The sequence below is a fragment of the Bradyrhizobium australafricanum genome, from assembly GCF_020329495.1.
Classification (GTDB): Bacteria; Pseudomonadota; Alphaproteobacteria; order Rhizobiales; family Xanthobacteraceae; genus Bradyrhizobium; species Bradyrhizobium australafricanum.
The window spans coordinates 1-12,470 of the sequence record NZ_JAGKJL010000055.1 but is presented as its reverse complement, the minus strand read 5'-3'; the positions used below and the strand labels follow the sequence as shown (position 1 = coordinate 12,470).

Below are 12,470 nucleotides of genomic sequence, written 5' to 3'. Positions count from 1 at the left end.
GCGCATCGACCCGTTGTGAGGCTGCCAGTCACGAATGACAGCGCGTTGCTTTGAGCTGGAGTTTCATCGGATACCTTGCGCCCGCCTTCTTGGCAGAGGGAGCAAATTGGCTTGCCACGCCCATTCAGGAAGCATTCGGATGAGACAATGGCGCGATATGGCAGTCATTGGTCAGGGCGGTAGCTTGGGCCGGAGCCGGCCGGAATAGAGGCCTTGATCCGAGCAGCCCTACCAGAATGCAGAGTTTCAGCGCTGCCGGATTCTCACTAAGCTGCACGGGCGCTCTGATAACCGAATTGACCTTCCGAAGGAATTTGGCTGACCGCATGGCTCGCTCGCTCGATGCGATCAGTTGCCTTTAGCGTTCTGTCCAGCTGCGTGCCTTTGGTGCCATCGATCGCCAGGATTTGTACCCACCTCGCAAATGACGAGCGCCATCGATGGTTAAGCAGATACCCGCGCTGACCGGTATCCGGTTTGTCGCGGCAGCAGCTGTGGCATTGTCTCATGGTGGCAGCCTGTTCCTGCAGGGACCCAGTCTCGGACTTGATATCAGCGTCGGGACACTCGGCCTGCTCGGGATGTCTATCTTCTTCACCCTGAGTGGTTTTGTCATTCAGTATAACTATGGCAGTTCGATTGTGGGCAGCCCGCGGAAAGCGATCCCGGACTTTCTCCTGGCGCGTATAGCGCGAATCTATCCCCTGTTCGTTGTTCTCTTTCTGATCGAATTACTGACCGGACCGACGGTCTGGCCGTGGCTTCTCGGAACCAAGGCGCCGGCCGAAGGATTCTCAACACAACTTGTACCGTTTCAACTCGGGATGGTTCAAACCTGGTTTTTCGCAAATGTCGCCGGTGTAGCGCCCATCTGGCAGTACGAAGAGGTGGGCATCGTCTCCTGGTCAGTGAGCACCGAATGGTTCTTCTATCTAATTTTTCCGCTCGTTTGCCCTCTCCTTGCGCGGATCAGAACTGTGCCCGCCGCGGTTGTTTGCGCCATTGGAGCCGTCGCAATCGAGCTTGGCATCGACCTTACCGTGCTCATGCTGCAGGGCCGCATCAATCTGTTTGCGCTTCATGCCTATGGAACGGAGGCGGCTCTGCCGAACTGGAAGAACACGCTCATCCTCTGGATCGTCTACTTTTCGCCGTTTTGCAGGGTGTGGGAGTTCATTCTTGGCTGTTGCTTGGCAAGGCTTCATGAAGTGTGGTCGGCGCAGGATTTCAGGCCGTCTCGCGCTCTGCTCGACATCGCGGCAGTTGTTGGCGTCTGTGCGATTGCTTGGGTGTTCTGGTTTACCGCCCACAAGCCGCCATTTGGCGCTTCCATGAGCCTGTTCGATACTGCACGCAACAATATCGCCCTGGCGGCCCCGGTTGCGCTCATCCTTGTCGCGGCGGCTCAGCCCAGCAGCACTGCGGGATGGCTGTTGTCGGCAAGGTGGCTTGTCTTTCTGGGCGAGGCCAGCTTTGCCCTTTATCTTATACACATCATCATCTTCCGGCGTTTTCCGGTGGTGCGTTGGGAAACGGCAAGTCAACTGGTTGGCCATCTCTGTGCACTCGCTCTTGCTTTCGCCCTAGCGACGTGTGCCGCGATCCTGCTGCATTTCGGCTTTGAGGTACCGGCCCGCAGGCGAATTCGCGGTGCCTATCAGGCAGCCTCGGCGGAACAGCGCAGGCTCCTGGTGCGATTGGGAACCGTCGGCTTTGCCGCACTTGTCGGTGCGGCCGCCGCGTATGCACTGCGGGATGCGACCGGGAATGCCATCACGCAATCTGGTATTTCTGTTATCTCCGGCACGTATGGCGGCAATTGCCGCTGGATGTCGGCGCGGCAACACCACGGATGCGCTTGCAGAAGCCTGTAATGGCAAGAGCGAGTGTACGTTTCGTACAGAGGCGACACGGATTGCCGATCCTGCGCCGGGCTGCGCAAAGGAGTTTTCCGTCGCCTGGTTCTGCAAGGGAGATCGCAGCATTCGCTCCAGCTCGGCTCCGGAAGCGCATCCTACTTCGTCGGCTCTGCAACTATCATGTAACAAGGTGGCGCGCGATGATTAAGCCGCGGGCTGAACGCCCATCCGGATCCCGCTTCCCTGAAGCGAGGTTCTGCGACGTCAGGGTCTTGCTGTCGGCCGCCGTACAAAAGAGGTGTGTGTGTGCGTGTCGGCACTTTGGTCATCAGGCAAAAGGCTGAGGGCGTGACTTCCGCAGCGGACGAGCGTCTTTTTGCCGCCCATCTTGATGGCCGCGAGACTCTTCGCTAGATCACGAAGGTTCACTGATGGAGATGCCGCCGTGGCAATGGGTATTGTGAAGTGGTTCAATTCCAACAAAGGGTATGGCTTTATTCGGCCGGAGGACGGAAGTGCCGATGTCTTCGTGCACATCAGTGCCGTGGAAAAGGCCGGTTACACCACCCTCGAAGAGGGGGCTCGGGTCAGTTACGAGCTCAAGGCTGGGCGCTCGGGCAAGGCGTCAGCTGAGGATCTTCGGGTTGGCTGATTGACGTGCGCCTCCGGGCTGCCTTCTGCAACCTGTGATCTTGCCCCTGTCCGGCGATGCCTCGTGTCTGGTGCGCCGGGCGGTCCTTTACGACCGTCGCTTCCAACTGAGGCTTTGCCGCAAGCCCCGTGGCAGGTTCAATCAAGGCACTGCTCGCCGGTGCCAAGCAGTTCCGGATTCTGCTCGCCTTGGTGCAGAGTGGACCTGACACAATATCCTCGGTGCCATGAATGGTCCGAACCGTACACTCCTGCCCAGCGGGCCAGGAGGTGTACGCCGCGCATGTCTCACAGCAACTTACTGCACCCGCCGACGCAAAGCTTGTGCTGTCGATTCTGAAGGAGCTCACCGAGGGGAATTTGTCCGTTATGGACGATACGAGCCTGCGGCGCTGACATCTTTGCCCGCGCGAGGACCGCTCGCGCATGAGCCGGCGAGCGATTTCAGGACGCCGGCGCGCCGGGTTAGCCAATATAGTTGAGGTTAACGGCGCCATGCTGTTGACGATGCGCCTCAAGCCTTGATCCATTGTAGGGGAACTGCACCACACAGCCCATCGGAGACACGGCAAGTGTCCTTCCAGCTGACCGTCCTGAAAGTGCTGGCCGGTCAGTCCACCGGGCGGGCCTCTGTTGCCGAAGTCCGACGGGCCGTGGAGATCCTGATGAACAGCGGCCGCGACTGGACCGATCGCATGAAGCGGTTGGCCGAACAGGCGCCGGATCTGAATATCTTTTCGGCGAGGTTTGTCGTTCGTGACGCTCTCGGCTGGGAAATCACGCAGGAGGGCCGGCAATTCCTCTCTGCGCTCGAAAAAGCGGTCGCCGATCAAAGAAAGCGGCTCCAATCAACCATCGATCCCTTGTCCAACGAACTTCATGCGCATGCGTTGGATGCCGCTAAGCCACATGGTGCTCTCTGCGATCGCCGTCGCTGGCCGCGGCGGCGCCGCAGGAAGGCCCGGTCTGATCGGCGTACAGCATGACTGGCTTGACGCCAACTGTTTCCCGTCCCTTACGCAAGATGGGCGCGGCATTCGACCTGTTGGACTGAGGAGATGCGACAAACAAGTTTGATGCTGCGTAACATGCGTCGTATGCAACCATGCCATCGACGGGCATGATCCCGTGCTGTGTCGTCGAGCCAGGCTCCACCCCGCTGATAACGGCAGCAGCGCCGCACCATCGCCGAACAAACTGTTCATTACACAGACGCGACGGCTTTGAGCGTTAGTTCGATCTAATGCTTATCAAGATGATAAAGCACGAGATTGTAGTGCAGCCGTGGCTTGGCGTTCTCAAGGCTCGCAGAATGCACCGCTGCGCGGCAGAAATCCTCGGCAAGGTGATAGAAGCCCAGCGGGCATAGCGATTGATTTCGTCGGTCCTATGGTTGAGTCCCAACACTTCTATCTTAACGGCGATTCGGATTCCGCCTCTGGGGGCGCCGGCGCGATGCTGCCTTCGAAGAATTTGCCGTTCTCATCAAACAAGAAGGTCAGACAGCCCGCCATCATCTGCGCCTCCATCTCGGCCGAACTGAATTTGTGCGACCGCATCATGGGCAGGTTGCCGCGCAACAAATAATGCATGAACTGTCCGCGCACCGCATAGTCGAGCGGGTTTAGTTCAGCCCATGCCGTCTTTCCTTCGATGCCGTGCAGCTCCTGTTGCAGATTGAAGGACGACTGCAATTCCGTGTGCTCCTCAAGGTGGACATTGAGGAAGCCGAGTTCCCCCGCAAGTTCGCGCAACTGAACGCCGGAGACCGGACCCGTGATGCGGTCGAGCTTTTGCTTCAGGAATAGTGCCGCGCCGCCGCCATCGTTGTAGGCGGCGAGGAAGGCGAATTCGCCCATGCGCAGCATCAACGATTGCACCTGATAGAGATCGCCAAAATCGAAAGCATCCTCAGCCGGGATCGGTGATTTGCCACGCACAATGCCGACCCCGCTCGCCCCGAAACGTACTTAGTGAAGCGGTATTTAGGAACCTCTCGTGCTGGTAGCATAAAATAATACATTATAAGGCAAGGAGGTGCCCTATGGCCACGAGCTACACCGTCGGCAAACACTATGAGAGTTTCATCAAGGATCTCGTGGACAGCGGACGCTACGCAACCGCTAGCGAGGTCATGCGGGAAGGATTGCGCCTTGTTGAAGAACGCGAGGAGCGTCGCAAGGCGAAGCTCGAGGCATTGCGAGCCGCCATACGGGAAGGCCTTGAAAGCGGTCCGGCAGAACCATTTGAGCCCGGCGCACTGGTTGAACAAATTAAGGCGCGGGGACGGGAACGGCTGAAAGCAGGGAAGCATGGCGGGTAGTCTCGCCGAGCGGCCCAGGCCGAGACTGACCTGGAGGAGATCTGGCTCTTCATCGCATCAGACAACGTCACCGCTGCAGACCGCTTGCTCGATCGCATCGGTAATGCCTTTCAGACACTTGCTGAGAATCCACAGGCGGGCCGCCAGCGGTCCGAGCTGGGGAGGAGCATTCGGAGCTTTCCGGTCGGCAACTACGTACTGTTTTACGAAGCATTTCCCAATGGTGTTGAGATCGTGCGGGTCCTGCATGGTGCTCGCGGTATCACGCCGGAGGATCTCGACCGAGCACTTTGCTTGATCAGCCATCGCACAATCGCATTTGCGATTTTACGATGACGGGCTGCCTTGCACGGCATCACTGGATGCATCGCTCTAGCCGAAAGTCTTGGTTGGACCGATCACAGGCCGCTGGTGGAGCAATTGGTACGACTACCCACCGAACCCGTTATTGGCCTTCGCCGACACAAAGCGCGTTGGCGGGCGAAGAAAGTGCGGCATGCGATTGCTGATCACATTTGACCATGCGAACGCGCCGTTGGCTTGCCGCAAACGAATTGTCGGGGATAGCTAAAACCATCCACCACGCCTCAATCTCATCTCGTTAGCTCGATCTGTCGCCGATTGTCCGCTGTCATCGGTCAAGCCGATATCGTTTCGCAACCAGGGGCGTGAGGGAAATTGCTCGAATCTGCGACGTCGGAACAAGGCCGAACGGCGAAGCCAGGCGACGATCGTCCCGCCGAGCCTGCTGCCGTTTCGTGCGCGCGGCTTATCCACGCAAACGCCGTCTCTTGCGGCTGACAAACTGTCCAGGGATTCTGTGCCGTCTCCGGGGAGAATGCCTTCTCGTTGCCTAAAACCCCCTTCAGTCATCAATGAACCTTATGCGTTGATCTCGCTATGGATCGAAAACAATCAACCTAACGAATGTACTGGTGCCGATTCATGCAATGAGCGGCCTAGCGTGAGTTGAATCCTGCATCGAGGTGCGGTTCTTCGACGGATATTGTCAATCGAGCTCGCAGGTAGTGGTCCATGTCTCGGGACTCTCAACGAACAAGCTCATCGCGATATCAGAGACTTTGTCTTAGGCCAGTCTCATCGAGCGGTGTGATCGCAGCCCGGCCGCTCCTGTTCAGCTCCATGCGAACGTTTCGGATCAGAACGTCGAGAGTTAAGCGCCAGGCTCTTGACTAGCGCAAAAGTTGTGAGACTCTGTCCGCGCTTCTCTGCAGCGCAGAACGATCCTCCCAATCGAGACAAACATGCGACTCGGCCCTGCTCACCATGCCTGTCTGGTCCTCACGCGCGTGCTGATAGCGGCCGCGCCACTCTGGATTACTGCGGCGCTTTCCGAGCCGATCAGGAAGGGCGGGTATGCCGTTGCTTCGCAGCAGTGTGGAAGCGGGTCACTATCCTTCCCGCGTATCCAGATCGAAATGAAGCGGGGATTCTGCGCCGGGCTTGTGGCAAGCGAAGAGGACGGGCTGCAGTTTCCGCGATCAATCGTGCAAATTCCCGGCCACGAGCAATTTGTCATCGCCGATATGGGAGGCTGGGGCCATGCCGATGGCAGGCTGCTGCTGCTCGATCCACGCGCCGCAGAGGGCAAACGCATCAAGGAAGCGATCACCGGCCTCGAATATCCCTTTGGACTGGCAATCGGACCTGACAAGAAAGTCTACGCCTCGACGGCCGAGATGATCTTTCGCTTTGATCCCCTGGCGAGTAGCCCTCGCGATACCATGGAGATCATCATACAAGACCTGCCTGGCCGACGCGTGACGCTGTCCGATGGCGCCAAGGTCACCGATAGCAGTCATCCGCTGAAGCACTTCATCTTCGACCGGCTCGGCCGGATCTTCGTCAATGTCGGCTCGCACAGCGACGATTGCATCACAAGGCCACCGATCACCAAGCCCTGTCCGGCGGGAGAGGGTGCGTCGCCACTTGCTTCGATCTGGATGTTTACGCCGACGGCAGCTGGCATTTTTCCAGCACTCAAGCCGGGCGATCCCAACCCGCCGCGCGAGATCTATGCGCGGGGCTTGCGCAATTCGATGGCGCTCGCCGTCCATCCGCGCTTTCCGGATCCAGGTTATGCTTTCCTCCAAGGCGAAAACGGCCGCGACCTGCAGGACGTCTTCAAGCCGAACGAGGAGATCAATGCGCTTGAGAAGGGCAAGCATTACGGCTGGCCGTATTGTTTTGACCTCTCGACAGCTAGCCAGGAGTTCAAGGCCGTCCTGCAATTCGGCCCCTACAAGAATCTCTGCAACAATACCGCCCTCTACAGGCAGCCCTATTCGCTCTTGCCACCGCACGGAGCGCCGCTCGGCATGCTCTATTATCACGGCAGCAAGTTCCCAGAGCTCGAGGGCAAGCTGCTGATCGACCTTCATGGCTATCGTCCGACCGGCAATCGTCTCCTTGTCTACGATGTTGACGACCATGGCTTCCCCAAGCTCAGCCCGCCGCCCGTTCGCTACCAGGTCAGCTGCGCCTCGGAGTCGACCCGCGCTTTTCAGACCGACGACGGCCCCGTCAAGGCGGCGCCCTTTGAGGAGCTGATCTCAGGCTGGCACCGCGTCAACGGCGCCCGCCCGCGCGGTGCGCCTGTCGGAATGGCAGTCGCCAGCGACGGCGCGATCTGGCTGGTTGAGGACAAGAACCAGACCGTCATCCGGATTGATCGCGCGAAGGGCGATTCGCCGGCGCCACTGCCTTGCGACATGCGCTCCCAGGCCCAGATCGATGATCTGGTTCGATTTGTCAAAGAGGATACGCAGAAGTCCGGCTATCTGACCTCCGTCCGCGCCAACCTGGTTGAAAAGCATTGTGTCGGCTGTCACGCCGACTTCGGCATCAGGCCCAGCCAGTCCGATGCCGAGAAGGACGAAGCCGTGCTGCGCTTCATGCTTGGCCAGGACGGATGGATGTATCCTGGCGACCCTGACTCTGGGAAATTGCGGATCCGGCTGCGGGGCATCGGCGCCGAGAAACTGATGCCGCCTGGCGGTGAGAATTTGCCAAAGACTCAGCCCGGTTATACCCGGGTCCTCAATTTTGCGGATTATCTGGTCGGCAAAATGGTTCCCGGGACCCGCATGCGTATCAAGCAAGGCCGGCCCGAACGCCAGTTCTTCAGCAGGGATGGCAAAGTCTGCGGCGAAATCCCGACCAGCAAAGTCGTCGTCATGACACAAAAGGAAGCCACCGATAAGCCCGGCTTCAGCCGCTTCTACCGGCCGGCTGATCCCTTCCTGAATGGCGAGTGCTCCGATCCCGATGGCTATTACATCCAGAGCAATCTCCTGGTGCCTCTGCTGTGAACTGCTGCTGGCGATCAGCGCTGCCCCGGCCAGAGAGCTGGAGCTCTTCCAAAGTAGCCAGGCGACGCCCACAGGCGAGTACACATTCGGCATCGAGGGGCCGGCCGTCGACCGCGACGGCAATTTGTTCGTCGTCAATATCGGCAAGCCCGGCACGATTGGCCAGTTCGCTCCGGGCGCGAGGCGATCGGAGAAATTCATCGATCTGCCTGAGGGAAGCGTCGGCAACGCGCTCCGCTTCGACCGCGAGGGCACGATGTTCATCGCCGACTACAAGCGGCACAACATCTTCGCGCTAGGGAAGGACAGCCGCGAACCGCAGGTCTGGTTTCACTCGGATCAGATGAGCCAGCCCAACGACATCACGGTCTCAAGCAATGGCACGATCTACGCCAGCGACCCGAACTGGAAGGGGCGCAGCGGCCGGATCTGGCGTGTCGCGCAAGCCGCCGACGGAACAGTGCAAGGCGAAGTGATGGCCGCACCGCGCGCCATGGGCACCACCAACGGCATCGACCTCAGTCCTGATGGAAAGCGGCTCTATGTCAGTGAATCCAATTCCGGTCAGATCTGGTCCTACGCTGTTGGCGTGGGCGAATTGACCGATGCGAAATTGATCAGGACGTTTGAGCCAGATACGGTCGACGGCCTGCGCACGGATGTCGCCGGCAGGATCTACGTTGCCCGCATCCTGAGAGGGGTGATCGCCATCATGCAGCCGAGCGGCGCTCTCGAGAGAGAGGTCACGCTCAGTGGCAAGGAGCCGACCAACCTCGCGTTCGGCGGCAGTGACGGCAAGACCGTCTTCGTCACCCAGCGGCAAGGCGGTTTTGTCGAGACGTTCCGTACCGACCGGGAAGGGCGCGAGCATTGCCTGCAGGGTAGTCGTTGCTAGAGCCGAAGGGGTGGGGGCCATGCCAAAGAATTCTGAGACACGCGTCGTCTGATTAACCACCCAGAGCGCGTCGGAAGGGTGGACCGGGCTCTACAAGCTTGCCGAGTCTGTGCCTCGGCCCATCCAGGTCACGATCCCATCGCGCGAGAGCTGATGTGCTCCTCGCCGGGAGCTCTCGAGAATGAGGCTCGCCTTCGGCGACCGCTATCGCTGCCGCCCCGGGTGCCGCTTCTTGGGTCGCTATGCTCATGCGGCCCTGCACCGCAGCCGTTCGACGAACACTTGTCGCGCCAGGCGAGCTGGCCGTCCATACTGATGACGATGCCATGACTGGCGAGCACGCCACTGTCCTTTCGATTACGGGCTTGATGGCCCGGAGCGAGCAGCGAAAAGTCCGAGCTTTCTCGAAATCGGCGCGGCGATCCGCGGCTTAAGCGGCAGAGCAGCCCGGCCAGAAAGTGGCCGATAGAATGAGACCCGACTAAGTATCAATGAGCGCCACGTCCAGCTGCCTGACCTTGCAGCAAGGTGATGCCCACCCTCGGCACCGCCGTTGGGCACATGCGATCATGGCTTCCAACATGGCGGCCTGACGCTCCAGCGCAACGACGTTGCGCTCCTGAAGCTTGAGGGCGGCGTCGGACGCTTCGCTAGAGCGGTACTACGGAGGCTGAACGGCTGATCACTCACGAATGTTCCGGAAAGCTCGCGGCGGGCAGCGACCCAAACAGCGCCGACGACGGCAGCCCACTTCCATCCATGTCGGAGGCGTAAGCGATAGGTCCGCTTGCACTGTCGACAACTACGAAGGACAACCTCAACTTGAAGCCGCTATGGATTGGGCTGAATGCGTGCACCGAAATCCAAGTAAGTCGTAAGTCTGGAAGCCGACAAAGCCAACACAAACATGTTGCGAACTGTTGACCATTGGCTGGCACGAAGAATGCAGACCCTTAACCCGCCTTGAGGGTCTGGCTGCCGTCGCAAGTTGAGGCCGGCTTCACTGCCCAGCCAAATCCGTTCCGTTCTAGCCAGCTGAAACAGCCACAAATTCATCTCTTATCTCTATGCGACCATGGCATGAGGTTTGCTCAGTTAGCTGAGAGGCTGCGATGCTGTATTCGCGCCGCGAGGAACAGCGAAGGAAGGAAGCAACTTGTCAAATCTGCGACCGGAACCGCTTTGTCTGGCCGGCAACATCACCAGCAGCATTCTCGACCATACCAACACAGGCGGCCGCCCCGCGAAGAAGGGGGAACATCAAGGCGGTACGTGCACGCCTTCGACCCGGCTGCGGAATACCCTCACGCCGATATTTTTGTCTGGACGCCGACGAGCGCCCGGTAGGCCTTTTGGGTGTAGCCGATGCTTCGGCAGTGCGCGGAAGCCGCGCTTGCAGGTCAGAACAACGACCTCCAGCTGCCGCAGCAATGAATTTGACGTGTATCCGGCAATTGAACGCCATGATTGTGCGTAGCCTGCACGACGTTGAAGCGACCGGCCACTTCGTCGATTGGGGCAATGGTACGAGCCACCGCCTTCTGACGGATAAGGACGGCATGGGTTTTAGCGTCTGCCACACTGTGGTCCGCGCTAACACCGTTTCGCTTCTGCAATACCGCAATCATCTCGAAGCCTGCTACTGCATCGCCGGAGAGGGCGAGGTCGAGGACATGGACGGCAATGTCTTCTCCATTCGTAAGGGCGACATCTATGTGCTTGACAAGCATGACAAGCATCTTCTGCGCGGGGGGCGGGACAAGGACCTGATCCTCGTCAGCATCTTCAACCCACCCCTTAACGGAACCGAGCGCCACAAGCTGAACGACCCGGCAGGCTCGGCATATTGAGCAAGGCGAAGCTCGACTGCCATGACGCAGCATTTGCAAACTTTGTTACATGGCGAGAGGGCCGATGCGGGGCAGCCGGTCGGCCGCATCGACATTCTGTCGACCGACGAACGCAAATATCTACTGGAGGAGTTGAATCGGACGGCGGCGCCTTATCCGTCGGAGCTGTGCATCCATGAGCTGTTCGAGGCGCAGGTGCAGAAGGCGCCGGAGGCGGTGGCGGTGGTCCACGAGAAGGAGAGATTGAGCTATGGCGAACTCAATGCGCGGGCCAACCGGCTGGCGCATCATCTGATCGAGCTCGGGGTCAAGCCGGACCAGCCGGTGGCGATCTGCCTGGAACGCAGCGTGGCGATGGTGGTTGGTGTCTTGGCGATCCTGAAGGCGAGCGGCGCCTATCTGCCGCTGGATCCAGCTTATCCACCAGCGCGGCTGCGGCAGATTGTCGGCGATGCAGAACCGCAACTGCTGCTTTGTGATGCCGCCGGTCGAACCGCATTGGGCGAGGCACTCGCCGATGTCAGCGTGGTCGATCTGGATACCGGCACCCGGGCCTGGTGCGAGCGGCCGCCCTCGGACCCCGACCCGCGCACGCTTGGCCTCACATCGCGCCATCTCGCCTATGTGATCTACACCTCAGGATCCACGGGAATCCCCAAGGGCGTCGAAATGTCCCACGGCTCGCTTGTGAATTCGCTGGTAGGGATTGGCACGTCAAAACTGCGTACACTTCAGTTCGCGAGCCTCAACTTCGATGTGTCCTGCCAGGAACTGTTCATTTGTTGGAAGGACGGCGGAGTACTTGTGCTCCTGCGGGAAGAGACCGGAGGCGCTTTTCCGACCTCCTGGAGTTTGTAGAGCGGGAGGCGATCGAGCGGCTTTTCCTCCCATTCGTGGCATTGAATCATCTTGCAGAAGTCTGGAGCACGCAGCGCGTGCAGCTGCCCTCTTTAAGAGAGCTTTATACAGCCGGTGAACGATTGCAGGCTACTGCACTGCTTAAGGCTTTCTTCGAGGCACACCCGAACGCGAGATTGATCAATCAATATGGATCCACAGAAATCAGCGTCATTTCCGAGCACCGCCTTGCACCTGATCCGTCATGTTGGCCCGAGATGCCTCACATTGGCCGCCCGATTGCCAACACGCGGGTGTACCTGCTGGACGGTCATGGCGCGCCCGTGCCGTTTGGTGCGGTGGGCGAGCTTTACATTGGCGGGGCGGGGGTTGCGCGCGGCTATTTGAACCAACCGGAGCTGACAGCCGAGCGGTTCATCGCCAGTCCCTTTGTCGAGGGCGATCGGCTGTACCGGACCGGCGACCTCGGGCGTTATCTGCCGGACGGCAATCTGGAGTTCCTGGGCCGCAACGACGACCAGGTCAAGATCCGCGGCTACCGCATCGAGCCGGGCGAGATCGTAGCAAAGCTTTGCGAGCACGCCTTTGTGCGCGAGGCGGTGGTGGTGGCGCGCCAGAGCCGCGCCGGCGACAAGCATCTGATCGCCTATGTGGTCTGCGCGCCCGAGGCCGGTGAGGGCGAGGGCGATGGAGGCGGGCTTG

Annotated in this window: 9 protein-coding genes and 1 pseudogene; 9 read left to right on the top strand and 1 reads right to left on the bottom strand. The window is 59.6% G+C overall.

The annotated features are described in order from the left end of the window. The first annotated feature begins 440 nt into the window (after positions 1 to 440). The 3 genes from J6525_RS35060 to J6525_RS35050 all read left to right on the top strand — a co-directional run bounded on the left by J6525_RS35060 (position 441) and on the right by J6525_RS35050 (position 3,496). Positions 441 to 1,874, top strand: coding sequence for an acyltransferase family protein (locus tag J6525_RS35060; RefSeq protein ID WP_225648069.1), 1,434 nt, complete (start codon positions 441 to 443; stop codon positions 1,872 to 1,874). Between the two features lie 430 nt (positions 1,875 to 2,304). Next, positions 2,305 to 2,511 carry a cold-shock protein gene (locus J6525_RS35055; RefSeq protein ID WP_057016816.1) on the top strand — a complete coding sequence of 69 codons (207 nt, stop codon included), beginning with the start codon at positions 2,305 to 2,307 and terminating at the stop codon, positions 2,509 to 2,511. A 571-nt stretch (positions 2,512 to 3,082) separates the two neighbouring features. After that, the gene (locus J6525_RS35050) at positions 3,083 to 3,496 is read left to right on the top strand and encodes a hypothetical protein (RefSeq protein ID WP_225648068.1); all 414 of its coding nucleotides are present in this window, start codon (positions 3,083 to 3,085) and stop codon (positions 3,494 to 3,496) included. 423 nt (positions 3,497 to 3,919) lie between these two features. On the opposite strand, the gene J6525_RS35045 is transcribed toward J6525_RS35050, so the two are convergent. After that, entirely contained in the window at positions 3,920 to 4,378 is a 459-nt protein-coding gene (locus tag J6525_RS35045; protein WP_225648067.1) for a hypothetical protein, read from the bottom strand. A 176-nt stretch (positions 4,379 to 4,554) separates the two neighbouring features. On the opposite strand from J6525_RS35045, the gene J6525_RS35040 reads away from it, so the two are divergent. From J6525_RS35040 to J6525_RS47580, 6 genes and pseudogenes are all read left to right on the top strand, one after another. After that, positions 4,555 to 4,833 (top strand): type II toxin-antitoxin system ParD family antitoxin, encoded by a 279-nt coding sequence (locus tag J6525_RS35040; protein WP_225648066.1) that lies wholly within the window; start codon positions 4,555 to 4,557, stop codon positions 4,831 to 4,833. Between the two features lie 30 nt (positions 4,834 to 4,863). After that, the gene (locus J6525_RS35035) at positions 4,864 to 5,169 is read left to right on the top strand and encodes a type II toxin-antitoxin system RelE/ParE family toxin (RefSeq protein WP_225648091.1); all 306 of its coding nucleotides are present in this window, start codon (positions 4,864 to 4,866) and stop codon (positions 5,167 to 5,169) included. Positions 5,170 to 6,098: 929 nt separating this feature from the next. Next, on the top strand, positions 6,099 to 8,165 hold the full coding sequence (locus J6525_RS35030) for a PQQ-dependent sugar dehydrogenase (RefSeq protein WP_225648065.1): 2,067 nt from the start codon (positions 6,099 to 6,101) through the stop codon (positions 8,163 to 8,165). Then, positions 8,122 to 9,060: an SMP-30/gluconolactonase/LRE family protein gene (locus J6525_RS35025; RefSeq protein ID WP_225648064.1), complete on the top strand. Its 939-nt coding sequence runs from the start codon at positions 8,122 to 8,124 to the stop codon at positions 9,058 to 9,060. Before J6525_RS35030 ends, J6525_RS35025 begins: the two co-directional genes overlap by 44 nt. A 1,463-nt stretch (positions 9,061 to 10,523) precedes the next feature. Then, the gene (locus tag J6525_RS35020) at positions 10,524 to 10,910 is read left to right on the top strand and encodes an ectoine synthase (protein WP_225648090.1); all 387 of its coding nucleotides are present in this window, start codon (positions 10,524 to 10,526) and stop codon (positions 10,908 to 10,910) included. 21 nt (positions 10,911 to 10,931) lie between these two features. Then, positions 10,932 to 12,470, top strand: a pseudogene (locus J6525_RS47580) (non-ribosomal peptide synthetase); the annotation flags it as partial.